Source organism: Dyella kyungheensis (assembly GCF_049913195.1).
GTDB classification, from domain to species: Bacteria; Pseudomonadota; Gammaproteobacteria; order Xanthomonadales; family Rhodanobacteraceae; genus Dyella; species Dyella kyungheensis.
This window is the reverse complement of the sequence record NZ_CP183983.1, coordinates 15,952-32,300: the sequence shown is the minus strand read 5'-3', so window position 1 is coordinate 32,300 and position 16,349 is coordinate 15,952. Positions and strand designations below refer to the sequence as shown.

Below are 16,349 nucleotides of genomic sequence, written 5' to 3'. Positions count from 1 at the left end.
CTTACACTCGCTCGCCAGTTACCAGCCTGCCGAGGGATCGGTGGGCTGGCCATTCCTCTTCGAGCCGCCCGCGCCCATCGACATGACGTCCACCCGTAGCTCCTCGTTCTCCTGGGCGATTCGCCCTGTGCTGCCCTTGCTCGCCAGCCTGGCGCTGTGTGCCTGTTTCGGCGGCACCAAGCCCACGCCGCCACCTGCGCCCATCGCGCCGCCGCCGGTGGTGAAGCTGCGCATCGGGCTGGCGCTGGGTGGCGGTGCGGCGAAGGGTTTTGCGCATATCGGTGTGATCAAGATGCTCGAGGCCAACGGCATTCGCCCCGACGTGGTGGCCGGCACCAGCGCGGGCAGCGTGGTGGGTGCGCTTTACGCCAGCGGCATGGATGCGTTCCAGCTGCAGGAAACCGCGATCGCGCTCGACCAGGCCAGCCTTCGCGACGTGCGGTTGTTTTCCGGCGGTGTGGTGCAGGGGCAGAAGCTGCAGGACTACGTGAACCAGCAGGTGAAGAACCGTCCGCTGGACAAGCTCAACGTGCCCTTCGCCGTGGTCGCCACGCAATTGGAAACCGGGCAGCGCACGGTGTTCGTGCGTGGCAACACCGGGCAGGCCGTGCGTGCGTCGAGCAGCGTGCCCGGCGTGTTCGAACCGGTGGAAATCAGCGGCAAGCATTACGTGGATGGCGGCGTGGTGAGCCCGGTGCCGGTCGATGCCGCGCGCCAGCTGGGCGCCGACGTGGTGATCGCGGTGGATATCTCCAGCAAGGCCAGCGGCGCCAATCCGCAGGGCATGCTCAACATCGTGGGCCAGTCCATCAGCATCATGGGACAGAAGCTGGGCGAGCAGGAGCTGGCGCGTGCGGACATCGTGATCCGGCCCAAGGTCAACCAGATCGGCGCCGCGGACTTCGAGCAGAAGGACCAGGCCATCATGGAAGGCGAGCGCGCCGCGCTGGCCGCGATGCCGGCGATCAAGGCCAGGATCGCGGCCGTGCAGATGGCGCGGCAACAGCAGGCCATGGCTGCGCACTAGGCCATTAGTCACGCCAAAGCTTCCACACAGGGCCGGCCGTGCCTGTTAGCGTGTCGCTTTCCCCGCGTTACAGGTTTCGCCATGCACCACCCTGCCCGTCTGCTGCTGCCCCTGTTGGCGGCGACCTTCGCTGCTTCCGTCCAGGCTGCCGGCATCGACCCGCGCATCGACCAGCTGCTGTCCGAGCTGGGCAAGGTGCGCGCCATCTCCGCCGCACAGCTTTCGCCCGACGGCAGCCAGCTCGCCTGGGTGGTGCGCACCGATGGCAAGGATGCGATCGAACTGGCCAAGGCCGATGGCAGCGATGTGCATCGCATCGGCGGCGCCAAGACGGGCGACTGCAACGAGAGCGATCCGACCTGGGCGCCCGATTCGCAGCACCTGGCGTTCCTTTCCAGTTGCGCCAACGGCGGCAAGCAGAAAGACCTGCTGATCGTCGGCACGCAGGCGCACGATACGCCGCATCACATGGCGTCGCTGCCCGGCGTGGCGCAAGGGTTGAGCTGGTCGCCCGATGGCAAGTCGCTGGGCTTCCTCTACGTGCCCAACGGCACCCGCCGCGCCAGCGCGGTGTACGCGGCCAAGCCGGCTTCCGGCGAGATCGGCGTGGACGGACTGGAAGTGCAGCGTGTGGCCAGCGTCGCAGCCGAAGGCGGCGCGGTGCGCCTGCTCACCTCGGCGGCGACGTATGCCTACGAATTTTCCTGGTCGCCCGATGGCACGCGCATCGCCTTTACCGGCGCGCCGCCGCCGGGCGACAACAACTGGTGGGTGGCCAAGCTTTACGTGCAGAACGCACAGCCCGATGCGATCGCCTCGGTGGTGGTCGATCCGTCGATCGTGAAGGGCTCGCTGCACGGTTTGCAGATGGCGTTGCCGCGTTGGTCGCCCGATGGCAAGCGCATCGTCTTCATCGGTGGCTTGATGAGCGACCAGGGCTCGACCGGCGGCGACTTGTACGCCGTGGCGGCGACGGGCGGCGAACCGGCCAACCTCACCCCCGGTACGCATGTGACGCCAGCCTGGTTCGCCTGGAACGGTGCACAGAAATTGCTGGTGTCGCAGGTCGCCAATGGCCAGAGCCAGGTGGCCGACTACAGCATCAACGACAACATGGCGTCGCCCACGCGCGTGCTGTTCACGCTGCCCGCCGATATCGGCGATGGCACGGCATCGATGGCGCTTTCGCTTTCTTCCGACCGTTCGCGCGTCGCCTTCACCCAGAGTTCGTACACCGACGCGCCGGAAGTGCATGCAGGCGCGCTGGGTGGCGATGCACCACCCGCCGTCACGCACATCAATGCAGCGCTCAAGCCGCGCTGGGGCAAGGCCGAGTCGGTGGAATGGGATAGCGAAGGCCGCCGCGTGCAGGGCTGGCTGCTGTATCCCGCCAATTACGACGCCAACAAGAAGTATCCGATGATCGTCACCGTGCACGGTGGCCCGTCGAGCGCGGTGATTCCGCGCTGGCCGCGCATGGGCTTTGCCGGCGAGCCGTTCTCCGCGCTGGGTTACTTCGTCTTCATGCCCAATCCGCGCGGCAGCTTTGGCCAGGGCGAGGCGTACGTGCAGGCCAATCGCAAGGATTTCGGTCACGGCGACCTGCGCGACATCCTCGCCGGCATCGACACCATCGAGAAGAAGCTGCCGGTCGACGACAAGCGCCTGGGCCTCACCGGCTGGAGCTACGGCGGCTTCATGAGCATGTTCATCCCCACCCAGACGCAGCGCTTCCGCGCAGTGGTGGCAGGCGCGGGCATTGCCAACTGGCAGAGCTATTACGGCCAGAACCTGATCGACCAGTGGATGATCCCGTTCTTCGGCTCGTCGGTATACGACGACCCGCAGGCGTACGCGAAGAGTTCGCCGATCAACTTCATCAAGCAGAGCAAGTCGCCCACGCTCATCGTGGTGGGCGACCGCGACGCGGAATGCCCCGCACCGCAATCGTTCGAGTATTGGCATGCGTTGCGTGCGCAGGGCGTGCCTACCTCGCTGGTGGTGTATCCGAACGAAGGACACCACTTCGTGGATCCCGAGCATCAACGCGACGTGCTGCAGCGCGCCCTGATGTGGTTCGAGAAGTACCTGCCGGCGTCCAAGTAAGCGTCACCGCATGTAGTCCCAATCAAGCCGCCGATGTCCGCATCGGCGGTTTTTTTGTGCCCCTACCATTTGGCCTATTGAACCGGACCCAAGTGTATTGTTGTATTAATACACATGGATGCCTCGATGTTCGCCATACAACCCACCTCCGCCGAGCCGATCTACCGGCAGATCGTGGAGCAGCTGCGCCGGCTGATTGCCGGCGGCCAGCTGGTAGCAGGCGAACTGCTGCCGTCGGTGCGCGATGTCGCAGGTTTTCACGCCATCAATCCGATGACGGTATCGCGCGCCTACGGCATGGCCGAGACCGAGGGCCTGCTGGAACGCTTGCGCGGCAAGGGCATGGCGGTAGCCGCCACCACCCGCAGTACGGCCACGCAGGCGCAACGCATGGCGCTGCTGGAGCCGCAGCTGCAGGATCTGGCGCGCCATGCGCGTGAGCTGGAACTGCCGGGCGACGCGGTGCTGCGCCGGCTGGGCCGCTTGCTCGAGGAATGAACGTCCGGCGGTGAAGGCCGCCCTGTCTCCACACGCATCAGACTGCGAGGGGTAGTTCGATGAACGCCGTACTGCGATCGATCACTGACCACGACGCCGCACCACTGGCGGTGCACAAGCTCACGCACGGATACGAGGATGGACTCGTGCTGGCCGGTATCGACCTGACGTTGCTACAAGGCAGCGTGCTCGGCCTTATCGGCCGCAACGGCGCCGGCAAGTCGACCTTGATTCGCGCCATGGTGGGCCTGCTCAAACCCGATTCGGGCGAGGCGCGCCTATTTGGCGAGCCTGCGCTCAAGCTACCCGATAGCGTCAAGGCACGTCTTGCTTATGTGCCGCAACAGCCCGAAGCGCTGGCCTGGCTCACCGCGCAGCAGATGTTCGACTATGTCGGACGCTTCTATCCCAGCTGGGATGCATCGTTCGCCAAGACTAAGCTGCGCGAGTGGGGCATTCTTCCTAACAAAGTATTGGGCAAACTTTCACCGGGCGAGCGCCAGCGCGTGGACCTGATCCGCGCCCTGGCCTCTCAACCTTCCCTGCTGATACTCGACGAGCCGGCCGCAGCGCTCGATCCGGTGGCACGCCGCGACCTGCTGCGCGAGATCGCGCTGCGCGCTGGCGAGGCGGGCACCACGGTGTTGTTCTCCACGCATATCGTGTCCGACCTTGAGCGCGTGGCCTCCGATATCGCATTTCTTCACGAGGGCAAATTGCTGCTGCAGTGTGCCGTCGACGAAACCAAGGAGCGTTTCGCACGCCTGTGGTTGCCCGCATCGATGACCGCTGCTGCGCCGTCGAATACGCTCGGCAAGACGCGTCATGCCGACGGCAGCCTTAGCTTGGTCATCGAACGTCGAGCGGACGGCTCATGGCCGGAAGCGGCTCGCCTTCCCGGCGCACGCGTGGATGCGCTTGGGCTGGAGGACCTGTTCGTGGAGATCGCCGGATGAACGCCCAAGCGATGCTGCTCGCTCCTTGGCGCGCAACCCACGTCCAGTTGCGCTGGTTGTCGCTCGCCGTGCTCACGCTCTGTGCGCTGGGAGCGATCGCTTTGTTGCTTTTCGCCAAGCGCGGCGAACCGGCCTGGATGATGGTCGGCGCCTATGACGTTGGACTGATCTACTTGTGGGCGTTCTTTCTTTCAGGCATGTCGCTTCTGGCCATCGAGGCCCGCTGGTTGTGCCTTCCCGGCATGTACCGGACAGCCGTGCTGGCCACGGTGTTCTATGCGGTGCTGAGCCTGCTGCCCACGGCGATCATCGCCGTCGTGCATGGCACCGATCAGATGTCCATGCTGCTGGGCTCGCTGCTTTGCGTGCTTGGCGGTCTCTGCTTCGCCCTGCTGCCGCGCTATGTCGCGGTGTTCCTCGGTATGTTCCCCGCTCTGTTCAACATGCTTTCGCGCGTCTACAACCTGCCTCATATCGGCGATGCGCGGTTCGTTTCCTGGGGTAGCACGCTGGCCATGGCATTGCTCGTCGTATGCGTGCTGCGCTGGCGCGCCGTGACCGCCAAGCCGGCACAAGGCCAAATGGGGTTTTCAGGCCCCATGGTGCTGCAGTATCGGCGCGGCCACTGGGCCGGCGGCAGCGCCATCAACGGCCTGGACGCCACCACCCAGGTGCGCCAACGGCCTGACTGGATGCAGCCGCAACCCGATCTTCGTCACGTCGGTCCCAGCCAACCCGACAACACCCTGCGCGTCGCACTGGGCGGCTGGTATTTACCCCGAACCCTGCGCGGACATCTGCAGGGCCTGGCGCCGGGGCTTCTCGCCATGCTCGTGCCATGCTCGATCCTGTTTCTCACTTTCTTGGGAAATCATGCGTTTTCGTTTCATGCCTGGTGGCCGTTAGCCATGCTGCTTATCGGCTGGATCGCGATGTTCGGCAGCATGGGTCTGATGTTCACCACCATCATGCTGATCCAGCAACGCTGGAAGAAGAACAACGCCGAGCTGCCGCTGCTCGCCCTTTTACCGGGATTGGGCAATGCCCACACCGTCAAGCAGCGCACCTTGATGGTCGCCTTGCGCCGCCCCCTGGTGCTGCAGATGGGCGCCCTGATCGCCCTGATCGCGCTGATACTGCCTTCGCATCCGTCGGCCATCAGCATGCTGTTGCTGGTCGTCGGACAGTTCGGCTGTGCGGCGGCACTTATCGCCTGCGTGATCGCGGCCATCGGCGGCCGGCCGCTGGCACCTTCGGGCATGTTCTCGCTGATGATCAGCATCAGCCTGCTGATCGGCAGCAATTCGTTCCTGACCAGCAGCCAGCCGGGTTCGCGACTATGGACGCCCCCGCTGGCGTATTCCCTTGTCCTGCTCGCGGGCTGGATCATCGTGAGCATGGTGATCGCCTGGATGGGCCGCCGTGGATGGATAGCCTGGAAGTCGCGGCCACACGCCTTCATGCCTAACGGCTGAGGGCAGCCAGGCAGTCTTAAAACAGCTGTCCTTGTGGCGAGGGCTTGCGCGGCGGAATGAACTTGCTGGTGTCCAACCTCAGTTCACGCGCACGGCCGAAACCATGCTTGCGGCAAGCCACATCGAAACGGCGGCGAATGAGTTCGGCAAACACGCCCTGCCCGCTCATGCGCGTGGTGAAATCGCTGTCGTAGTCGCGGCCGCCGTGCATCTGTTGTATCAGGCTCATCACGTGCGCAGCGCGCTGTGGCACGTGCAGGGCAAGCCATTCGCGAAACAGCGCCTTCAACTCGTACGGCAGGCGCAGCGTGGTGTAGCCCGCACAAGTGGCACCGGCATCGGCAGCCTGTTCCAGCACGGCTTCCATATCGCGATCGTTGAGCCCCGGGATGATCGGCGCCACCAGCACGCCTACCGGTATGCCCGCTTCGCGCAGCGTGCGCACCGCCTTGATGCGGCGATGCGGCGCGCTGGCACGCGGTTCGAGCTTGGCGGCAAGATGATTGTCGAGCGAGTTGATCGACACGAATACCTGCACCAGGTTCTCGCGTGCCATCGGGGCGAGGATGTCGATGTCGCGTTCCACCATCGCGTTCTTGGTCACGATGGTGCAGGGGTGCCTGCATTCCGCAAGCACTTCGAGCGCGGCGCGGGTGAGTTTCCAGCGGCGCTCGATGGGCTGGTAGGGGTCGGTGTTGCTGCCGATATTGATCGGGCTCACCGTATACGACGGCCGCGCCAGCTCGTGACGTAGCACCTCGGCGAGATTGCTCTTGGCGCGCAGCTTGGTTTCGAAATCGAGTCCGGGCGAGAGATTGATGTAGCTGTGCGATGGGCGTGCAAAGCAATAAATGCAGCCGTGTTCGCAACCGCGATACGGGTTGAGCGCCTGGTTGAAATGGATGTCCGGCGAATCGTTGCGGGTGATCACGCTGCGCGCGCGTTCTTCGGTCACTTCGGTGCGCGGACGCGGCGCCTGTTCGTCCAGCAGCAGGCTCTGCCAGCCGTCGTCTTCGGCATGATGACGGATCGACTCGAAGCGCCCTTCCGGATTGGAAGCCGCGCCCCGGCCTTTCAGGGCCTGCGGTGGAAGAAAGGATTCGGACATGTCGCTAGTGTGCGCCGGCGATGTCTCAGTCGACGCGACACCTCGACTTGCTGTAGGAGCGCCCCTGTGCGCGACGGCCCGGCGGAGCAATACATCCATGCGTGACGGTCGCGCACAGGGTGCGCTCCTACAGGTGAAAGTTAGCGGGTGGGCAGCAACTGCATGCGCAGGGCATCGCCCATGGCCTGCAGCGGATACAGATCCAGCTGCCGCCCGAGTTCACCGAATACCGGTGTGGAGATCGTCCAGCCCAGCGGGATGGGATAGTTGCCCGGACACAGCCGGAAGTGCCACAGCATGTCGCCGCGCGCGGGATCGGCAGCATCCGGCCGAAGCGCATCCAGCAATTGCACGCGAGCGTATTCGCCGCGTGCGCTGCGGGTATCGAGCAACGCGTTCAACGGTGCGATCGCCTCGCCACTCACCGGTTCATGCACGACGCCCGGTACCGATGGGCAGGCGGCGGAGTAGAACGGCATCGGATGCGCCGCGTCGTGTTGTTCGATGAAGTCGCTCATCAGCGGATCGTTGCTGATGTGAATCACGATGAAGCGCAGCGACAGCCCTTGTTGTTTCGCCTTGCTGCGCAACAAGCGCATCAGCTCGAGCAGCGTCGTGCTGCCGGAGTTCTCGAAGTAGCCGCCATCGACCAGCTGCATGCGGTTGGGCACCGGCGGATTGGCCAGATGCGTTTCCAGCGTGCCGGCCGGGCTGACGTAGGTGAAGCGTGCGCTGTTGAGCACCACCTCGCTGAGCGGCACGCGGGGATCGAGCCAGCTCGACCCGTCCAGTCCCGCCGTCCACGGTTGGCGTTGCGGCGTGGCGACCGGCTGGAAGGGATGCTGGATGAAGCGCTTGCCTTCGGCCACGGTGGTGCTGTTGAGGAACAAGGCAGGTAACGGAGCACCTGGCTGCGCATAGAGTGCGGAGAACGGCTGATCGAATGCCGGCATGCCTTCCCTGCGCGCCGCCGATTCCCAGGCACGCGTCAATGCGCGTGCACGATCGTCGAGCCAGGCGCCGGGGAGCCAGCGTTGGGTGAAATCGACGAAGAAGGTATTGGCCAGCGTGGGCGCGAGGAAGTCGTGGCTCAGCATGCGTTGCGCGCGCGCTTCGAGCGTGGTGGTGTCCACCGATGGCGGCAGCGCCAGCGCGCTTACGTAAACTGCCAAGCCCAGGCTTCCGCCCGACACGCCGCTTCCCGCGAACAGGTAGCGCGCGAACAGCGGTTCGCCGTTCGAGGGCTGCCCCTGCTGCGTGATGGCAGTGAGACGGCTGAGTACCTGCGCCGTCCACGCTGCACCACGAATGCCGCCGCCTTCCGCGGCCACCAGGATGACCGGGCATGGGTCGTGGCCGACGCAACGATCCTTGAGCCACGCCTCCGCATAAGCATCGAAACTGGGCCGCGTGTCTGCTGGCTGCAGCGCGGGTTGCTCGTGCGTGCTCATGCCCGCGTACTGCCGCACCTTGTGGTTGTCGTTGAGGTGCAGCCAGTGCAGCGACGCGCTGAGTAGCAGCATGATGGTCAGCAGCGGGATGCCGCGCCGGTCGCCCGCCATGCACAGCAGGCTGCCGCTGTAGCAAAGAAAGGCGGCGGATATCAGCAGGATGGCCAGCGGCCCCATGCCGTCGAGCAGCTCGGGCACGAAGGCAATCAGCACGGTGGTCAGCACGTTCAGCGTGACCACGGTCACGTAGGTGATCACGGCGAACCTGCCGAGGTCGCGCACACGCCATACGCGCTTCTCGTCCCGGGGCCGGGCACGCGGCGTGCCGATCCGCGGAACGCGATGGGACAGCGCACTCCACAGGCGCCGACGGGAAACGAAGAAGGCGATCAGGAGGGCCGACTCCACCAGCAGGCCGAGCGCACGCCAACTGCGTTGTGCGCAGTGATCGGTGATGCCGCATGGACCATGCGGCAACTTGGCGAGGGCGAGCACGTAGCCGAGGCAGACCAGCAGCGGTATCAGGCCGCCAAGCACGCGTGGCAGCCAGTCGCGCAGGAAGGCGGCGCGTTCGTCCTGCAGCGCGGGCCAACGGGGATAGCGCAAGCGGTACGCGTTGCGCGCGGCATGCCACATCGCCAATCCGGCCAGGGCACTGGTCATCAGCAAAGCGAGGTAACGCGCTCCGCTGGGATCGGTCCACAATGCGATAAGGAAGAGTTCGGCCGCTTGATCCACGGCAATGGCCACCACCACGGCGATGGCGAGGATAAGCAACGACACGCGCACCGGCTTGAGGTGATCGAGCACCAGCGCACTCCAGCCCAACATGCGTCGCCAACGTCGACGGATGCCCGGTCGACGGTTGCTGCTTGCGCGTTCGCTTTCGGGCATGCGGCTCCCTCCAGGTGCCGTGCGTTCCCCCTGGCCGCGACGATAGTAGCGCGACGGGCCGCTGTCACCCGCCACCGCATGCACGTTTTGGCGACGTCGCCGACCCTGCGCTGAAGGAAGGTTCTTGCGTCACGTTCGTGCGACGCGGGGCTGTGGATACTTCGCCCACCGTTTCACGGCAAGGAGAGTGCGATGACCGTCGAAGGCCTGCTCGTTTTCCTGTTGATCGGCGCCATTGCCGGCTGGCTCGCCGGCTTGATCGTGCGTGGCTTCGGCTTCGGACTGATCGGCAACATCGTGGTGGGCATCGTCGGCGCGTTCTTCGCGGGATGGTTGTTGCCGCGGCTGGGCGTGCATTTCGCCGTGGTCAGCCCGTTCGTCAACAGCGTGCTGCACGCATTCATCGGCGCGGTCGTGCTGCTGGCCATCGTTGGCGTCATCCGCAGCGTGTGAGTCATGCACCATGAAAAAAGGCGCGGCGGTTGCCCGTCGCGCCTTTTTGTTGTTCGCGAGCCGCGGGATCAATAACGGATATCGACGTCCTTGGTTTCGCGCAAGAACAACAGGCCGATGAAGAACGTCGCCACGGCCACGATGATCGGATACCACAGGCCGTAGTAGATATCGCCCTTCCACGCCACCAGCATGAAGCCGATGGTCGGCACGAAACCACCGAACCAGCCGTTGCCGATGTGATACGGCAAGCTCATCGAGGTGTAGCGGATGCGGGTGGGGAACATTTCCACCAGCCACGCCGCGATGGGTCCGTACACCATGGTCACATACAGCACGAGGATGGCCAGCAGCAGGATCAGCATCGGATAGTTGCTTTTCGCGGGATCGGCCTTCTCCGGATAGCCCGCCTCCTTGAGCGCTCCGGTGAGTTGCGCGCCGAAGGCCTTGTTCTGGTCGGCGAACGCCTTGCCATCGAGCGAGCTTCCCACGAACGAGGAAATGCTGCGGTCGCCGATCTTGATCTCGGCGATGCTGCCAGGCTCGGCCGCTACGTTGGTATACGGAATGCCCTTCTTCGCCAGCGCGCTCTTGGCCACATCGCACGAGCTGGTGAATTTCGCCTTACCCACCGGATCGAACTGGAAGCTGCAGCCGTTGGGATCGGCGATCACCTTCACCGGCGAGGTGGCCGCGGCGGCCTCGATGGCGGGATTGCCGAAGTGGGTGAGTCCCTTGAAAATCGGGAAATAGGTGAGCGCGGCCAGCAGGCAACCGGCGAGCACGATGGTCTTGCGGCCAATGCGGTCGGATAGCCATCCAAACAAGACGAAGAACGGCGTACCGATGGCCAGGCCCGCGGCAATCAGCAGGTTCGCCGTGGTGCCGTCGATCTTCAGGCTCTGGGTAAGGAAGTACAGCGCATAGAACTGGCCCGTGTACCACACCACCGCCTGGCCGGCCGTGGCGCCGAGCAGGGCGAGGATCACCAGCTTGAGGTTTTTCCATTGGCCGAAGGCTTCGGTCAGCGGCGCCTTGGACTGCTTGCCCTCGGCCTTCATCTGCTGGAACACCGGCGACTCGCTCAGCTGCAGGCGGATGTACACCGACACGATCAGCAGCAGCAGCGAGATGCCGAACGGAATGCGCCAACCCCATTCGTCGAACGCCTCGGTGCCCAGCCACAGGCGCAGACCGAGGATGACCAGCAGCGAGAGGAACAGGCCGAACGTCGCGGTGATCTGGATGAAGCTGGTGTACAGGCCGCGCTTGCCTTGCGGTGCATGCTCGGCCACATAGGTCGCCGCACCGCCGTATTCGCCGCCGAGCGCCAGGCCCTGCAACAGTCGCAGCGTGATGAGGATCACCGGCGCGGCCACGCCGATGGTCGAGTAATTGGGCAGCACGCCGACCAGGAAGGTCGACAGGCCCATGATGATGATGGTGATGAGGAAGGTGTATTTGCGGCCGATCATGTCGCCCAGGCGACCGAACACGATGGCACCGAACGGACGCACCGCGAAGCCGGCCGCGAAGGCGAGCAAGGCAAAGATGAATTGGCTGGTTTCGTTGAGCCCGCTGAAGAAATGCTTGCCGATGAGCGCGGCGAGCGAACCGTAGAGGTAGAAGTCATACCACTCGAACACGGTGCCCAGGCTGGAAGCCAGGATGACGCGGCGGTGGCCGGTGTCGAGCGATCCCCGCGTGTCGACGGCGGTCGTAGCCATGTTGTAGCCCTCAGTTGTGACGCCCCATCGAATCGATGGATGTGGTTTCAGGTGCGATCCGCTGCAGCGGCGCGTGCCGCTTGATGCAGCCGGTGGCAACGCCTTCGCGTTGCCACCGGCGCTTGCTCAGAACTTGTACATGCCGCTGAAGCTGACCTGGTTGCCGCTTACCGTCTGGCTCGAAAGCGAGTTCTTCGCCTGATAGCGCAGGTTGTCGTAGATCCACTCCACGCCCAGCTCGTAGTTACCCGAGGCATATTGCAGGCTCAAGGCAGACATGTTGTTGCGTAGCAGACCCACGCCCGGTGCCGTCGCAGTGCCTGGAGCAGTCCAGGCCATCACGTCGTCGCGGTTGGGACGCGCGGCTGCGTAGAACGCATTGACGCTCCACTTCGGCGTGAAGTTGTAGCCGGCCTGCACGAACCCGCCCGACTCCTTGATGTTGCCGAACTGCGACATCGCACCGAAGATTTCGCCCAGCGCCTTGCCGGTGTAGACCAGGCCCTTGAAGGTCCACGGTCCGGGTTTCCACTGGCCGCCCAGGTCGTAGCCGATGCTCTGCAGCTTGTCGCGCGGCGGCTTGGGCGCGATGTCGCCGACACCGTGCAGGTCGATCTCGGAGTAATGCGCGGTCAGGTAGCCCAGCCAGTCCTTGCCCTGCGCGTGCAGTCGCGCTTCCACCTGCGGGTTGAAGTGCGCGGCGCCGCCGTTGAGGTAGTTGATGGTGGAGGTGCCGGCGGTGTTCTGCGGGCCGCTCCAGTTGCCTTCGAGCACGGCCACATCGAAGCGCCACTTCACGCCATCGGTGCCGTGGTTGAGATCCTGCATCACGATCACGCCGGGATAGCGCCAACCCACGATGCCTGAGCCATAGCTCAACGGAAAAGCGATGTGCGAGAGCGAAGTGGGCGTGTTTTCCAGCGGGAACATCAGATCCCACATCTGGCCGATGCGTACCGTGGTGCCGGAGGTGGGATTGATGATGTCCATATAGGCCTGGCGCAGGCGCGGAACCGGCTGCTGCTGCGCGTAGGCGCCGGTGCCGTTGTTGCCGCCGAAGAAATCCATCTCGATGCGGCCGCTGCCAATCCAGTTCTCGGTCAACTTGGCGCCGGTGAAGTCGAGCCAGAAGCGCGTGTTGCGTACGTCGGCGCCGCTGAGCGATCCGGTGTAGCCGTTCGCCTTGTTCGCTGCGGTGGGCGGCGCGGGGATTTCCGCGTTCTGGCCATTGCCGTAGTTGATGAAGGTCCGGTCCTGGCCGAACACCGTGGCACTGACGAAGCCGTGCAACGCCACCGACAAACCGGGCGCCGTGGTGAACTGCGGCTTGGGCGCCGCTTCCACCTTGGTGGAGGTGGCCTGCGCCGTGGTCTGCGCCTGCGTTGCCGCAACCTGCGCCTGCTGGGCCGTCTGGGTGGCCTGCGTGGTGGCGGCCTTCTGTTCCTGGATCATGGCCTTCAGTTCGGCCAGTTGCTGTTCCAGCTGATTCACTCGCTGCTCGAGCTGCTGTTCCCGGCTCGTGCCTTTGGAACTCTTGCTCGTGGTCTGCGCGTGGGCAGCCAGCGGCAGGCTCAGCGCACAAGCAATGCTGAGAGCCAACAGGCCACGGCGGCGGGCGGTGGTGGGCAATGTCATAGCAGGCCTCCCCAGGTCGATGACTGCCTGAGCATGTCCATGCTGCAATGCGGACGCCTATTCACCATTGGTCGAACCTCGACCAAAGTCGAAAGTCGGGCGAAACGGTTCGATCACCGACCAGCCGCTACACTCGCACGTTATCGCCGAGGGTCGGCGACATTCAACGCATGAGGAGGCCGGCTGGGCCGGCCGCAGGAGCCCCACGATGACCAAGCTCTACCCCGTCAAGCCCGATTTCGCCGCCAAGGCACGCATCCGCAAGGACGACTACCAGCGGCTCTACGCCGAGTCGGTGAAGGATCCGGAGGCTTTCTGGGGCAAGGTCGGCCAGCGCCTGCAGTGGATCAAGACGCCCACGAAGATCAAGAACGTGTCGTTCGATCCCAAGGACCTGCACATCCAGTGGTATGAAGACGGCCAATTGAACGTGTCGGCCAACTGCCTGGATCGGCACCTGGCCGAGCGTGGCGACAAGACCGCGATCATCTTCGAGGGCGACGACCCCAACGAGTCCCGCCACATCACCTATAAGCAGCTCCACGCCGAAGTGTGCAAGTTCGCCAACACGCTCAAGCATCTTGGCGTGGCCAAGGGCGATCGCGTGGCCATCTATATGCCGATGATCCCCGAGGCGGCGGTGGCCATGCTGGCGTGCGCACGTATCGGCGCCGTGCATTCGGTGGTGTTCGGCGGCTTCTCGCCCGATTCGCTGGCCGGCCGCATCGCCGACTCCACCTGCAAGGTCGTGGTCACTGCCGACGAAGGCGTGCGCGGCGGCAAGAAGATCCCCCTGAAGACCAACGTGGATGCCGCGCTGGAACGTCCTGGCACCAACAGCGTGGAGACGGTGATCGTGGTGCGTCGTACCGGCAGCGCCGTGCCGATGCAGTCGCCGCGCGACCGCTACTACCACACGCTGATGGAAGGCCAGTCCGCCGACTGCCCGCCGACGCCGGTGGAAGCGGAGCACCCGCTGTTCATCCTTTACACCTCCGGCTCCACCGGCAAGCCGAAGGGTGTGCTGCACACCTCGGGCGGTTACCTGGTGTATGCGAGCTACACGCATGAGCTGGTGTTCGACCTGCGCGAAGACGACGTCTACTGGTGCACCGCCGACGTGGGCTGGGTCACCGGCCACAGCTATGTGGTGTACGGTCCGCTCGCCAACGGCGCCACCACGGTGATGTTCGACGGCGTGCCGAACTACCCGGACACCAGCCGCTTCTGGAACGTGGTGGACAAGCACAAGGTCACGCTGTTCTACACCGCGCCCACGGCCATCCGCGCATTGATGCGCGAAGGCGAAGGCCCGGTGAAGAAGGCCTCGCGCGCCTCGCTGCGTTTGCTCGGCTCGGTGGGCGAGCCGATCAATCCGGAAGCGTGGGAGTGGTACTACCGCGTGGTGGGCGACGAGCGCTGCCCGATCGTGGACACCTGGTGGCAGACCGAAACCGGCGGCATCCTGATCACGCCGCTGGCCGGCGCCATCGACGAGAAACCCGGTTCGGCCACGCTGCCGTTCTTCGGCATCAAGCCCGCCATCGTCGATGCGGGCGGCGGCGTGCTGGAAGGCGCCACCGAAGGCAACCTGGTCATCACCGATTCGTGGCCCGGCCAGATGCGCACGGTGTACGGCGATCACCAACGTTTCATCGACACCTACTTCAGCGCCTATCCCGGCAACTACTTCACCGGCGACGGCGTGCGTCGCGACGAGGACGGTTACTACTGGATCACCGGCCGCGTCGACGACGTGATCAACGTCAGCGGCCACCGCATCGGCACCGCTGAAGTGGAGAGCGCGCTGGTGGCGCATCCCAAGGTGGCGGAAGCTGCCGTCGTGGGCGCGCCGCACGACATCAAGGGCCAGGGCATCTACGCCTTTGTCACGCTGATTGCCGGCGAACAAGGCAGCGACGAACTGCGCAAGGAACTGGTGGCCTGGGTGCGCAAGGAAATCGGCCCCATCGCCACGCCCGATTTCCTGCAGTGGGCGCCGGGCCTGCCCAAGACCCGTTCGGGCAAGATCATGCGCCGCATCCTGCGCAAGATCGGCGAGAACCAGCCCGACCAGCTCGGCGATATTTCCACGCTGGCCGATCCAGGCGTGGTGAAGAATCTGGTGGACGAGCGACTGATCAAATAGCAGTAAATGGAAAAGGGTGAATGGTGAATAGATCGCTTTGTTGGATGTTCTCCATTTCTCGGATCTCCTGCTTTGTTGGACGGATCGCCGGCAGGGACACGGCATCACGTCTTACCTCGCGCGGCCCTCTCTATTCACCATTCACTATTCACTACTAACTGACTCTCCAATGCCCGATGTATTGATCGCCGACGATCACCCGCTGTTCCGCGACGCGCTGCAACGCGCCGTGGTCGCTGCCATTCCCGATGCCAGCGTGCACAGCGCGGACAGCGTGTATTCCCTGCTCGGCTTGATCGAGCAGTACCCGGATGCCGAACTGCTGCTGCTCGATCTGCACATGCCGGGCGCGCGTGGCTATTCGGCGCTGGCGCATATCCGCGGTCAGTTCCCGGGCTTGCCGACCATCGTTGTCTCGGGCCACGAAGACGTGCAGGTGGCGCGCCGCGCGCTCGCGCACGGCGCCTCGGCTTATATTCCCAAGTCGACGCCCGGCGAAGACATCATCACCGCCATCCGCAAAGTGCTCGATGGCGATGTGTGGCTGCCGCACCAACTGGTCGGTGGCGGCGTGTCCCTTAAGCCCGACGAGGCAGCCGTGGCCCATCGCATCGCCACCCTGACTCCGCAGCAATTCCGCGTGCTCACCATGATTGCCGAAGGCCTGCTCAACAAGCAGATTGCCTATGACCTGGGCGTCTCGGAAGCCACCGTCAAGGCGCACATGACGGCCATCATGCGCAAGCTCGGGGTGAACAACCGCACGCAAGTTGCGCTCGCCGCCAGTCATCTGGCCATCGACCAGGAAGCGATGCCGTCGTTGCCGGCGGATGAAGAGAGCTAAAACGCCTCCGGCAGCGACGGCGCGCT

The 16,349-nt window shown here is 64.6% G+C and carries 12 protein-coding genes; 8 read left to right on the top strand and 4 right to left on the bottom strand.

Annotation, left to right across the window (positions count from 1 at the left end):
* Positions 1–82 precede the first annotated feature (82 nt).
* From ACN9MB_RS00120 to ACN9MB_RS00100, 5 genes are all read left to right on the top strand, one after another.
* Positions 83–1,027: a patatin-like phospholipase family protein gene (locus ACN9MB_RS00120; protein ID WP_426270350.1), complete on the top strand. Its 945-nt coding sequence runs from the start codon at positions 83–85 to the stop codon at positions 1,025–1,027.
* An 81-nt stretch (positions 1,028–1,108) separates the two neighbouring features.
* Positions 1,109–3,133: a S9 family peptidase gene (locus ACN9MB_RS00115; RefSeq protein WP_426270349.1), complete on the top strand. Its 2,025-nt coding sequence runs from the start codon at positions 1,109–1,111 to the stop codon at positions 3,131–3,133.
* A gap of 114 nt (positions 3,134–3,247) precedes the next feature.
* A complete protein-coding gene (locus ACN9MB_RS00110; RefSeq protein WP_204634833.1) occupies positions 3,248–3,631 on the top strand; it encodes a GntR family transcriptional regulator in 384 nt (127 codons plus the stop codon).
* A 59-nt stretch (positions 3,632–3,690) separates the two neighbouring features.
* A complete protein-coding gene (locus ACN9MB_RS00105) occupies positions 3,691–4,587 on the top strand; it encodes an ABC transporter ATP-binding protein (RefSeq protein ID WP_426270348.1) in 897 nt (298 codons plus the stop codon).
* Positions 4,584–6,062 carry a hypothetical protein gene (locus ACN9MB_RS00100; protein WP_426270347.1) on the top strand — a complete coding sequence of 493 codons (1,479 nt, stop codon included), beginning with the start codon at positions 4,584–4,586 and terminating at the stop codon, positions 6,060–6,062. Before ACN9MB_RS00105 ends, ACN9MB_RS00100 begins: the two co-directional genes overlap by 4 nt.
* 16 nt (positions 6,063–6,078) lie before the next feature.
* Here the strand turns inward: ACN9MB_RS00100 and ACN9MB_RS00095 are convergent, their stop codons facing one another.
* Together ACN9MB_RS00095 and ACN9MB_RS00090 are read right to left on the bottom strand one after the other, a co-directional pair.
* Positions 6,079–7,170 (bottom strand): PA0069 family radical SAM protein, encoded by a 1,092-nt coding sequence (locus ACN9MB_RS00095; protein ID WP_426270346.1) that lies wholly within the window; start codon positions 7,168–7,170, stop codon positions 6,079–6,081.
* Between the two features lie 140 nt (positions 7,171–7,310).
* Positions 7,311–9,515, bottom strand: coding sequence for a hypothetical protein (locus ACN9MB_RS00090; RefSeq protein ID WP_426270345.1), 2,205 nt, complete (start codon positions 9,513–9,515; stop codon positions 7,311–7,313).
* Positions 9,516–9,707: 192 nt separating this feature from the next.
* Here ACN9MB_RS00090 and ACN9MB_RS00085 point away from each other — a divergent pair, with 192 nt between their 5' ends.
* The gene (locus ACN9MB_RS00085; RefSeq protein ID WP_204634827.1) at positions 9,708–9,968 is read left to right on the top strand and encodes a GlsB/YeaQ/YmgE family stress response membrane protein; all 261 of its coding nucleotides are present in this window, start codon (positions 9,708–9,710) and stop codon (positions 9,966–9,968) included.
* 68 nt (positions 9,969–10,036) lie between these two features.
* Here ACN9MB_RS00085 and ACN9MB_RS00080 read toward each other — a convergent pair whose 3' ends face one another.
* Both ACN9MB_RS00080 and ACN9MB_RS00075 read right to left on the bottom strand, forming a co-directional pair.
* Positions 10,037–11,695, bottom strand: a complete 1,659-nt coding sequence (locus ACN9MB_RS00080; protein ID WP_426270344.1) for an MFS transporter — start codon at positions 11,693–11,695, stop codon at positions 10,037–10,039.
* A 126-nt stretch (positions 11,696–11,821) separates the two neighbouring features.
* Complete coding sequence (locus tag ACN9MB_RS00075; RefSeq protein ID WP_426270343.1) at positions 11,822–13,330, bottom strand: hypothetical protein; 1,509 nt, start codon at positions 13,328–13,330, stop codon at positions 11,822–11,824.
* 208 nt (positions 13,331–13,538) lie between these two features.
* On the opposite strand from ACN9MB_RS00075, the gene acs reads away from it, so the two are divergent.
* Together acs and ACN9MB_RS00065 are read left to right on the top strand one after the other, a co-directional pair.
* Positions 13,539–15,479 carry an acetate--CoA ligase gene (gene acs, locus ACN9MB_RS00070; protein ID WP_426270342.1) on the top strand — a complete coding sequence of 647 codons (1,941 nt, stop codon included), beginning with the start codon at positions 13,539–13,541 and terminating at the stop codon, positions 15,477–15,479.
* 169 nt (positions 15,480–15,648) lie between these two features.
* Positions 15,649–16,323: a response regulator transcription factor gene (locus ACN9MB_RS00065; protein ID WP_204634821.1), complete on the top strand. Its 675-nt coding sequence runs from the start codon at positions 15,649–15,651 to the stop codon at positions 16,321–16,323.
* Positions 16,324–16,349: the final 26 nt, after the last annotated feature.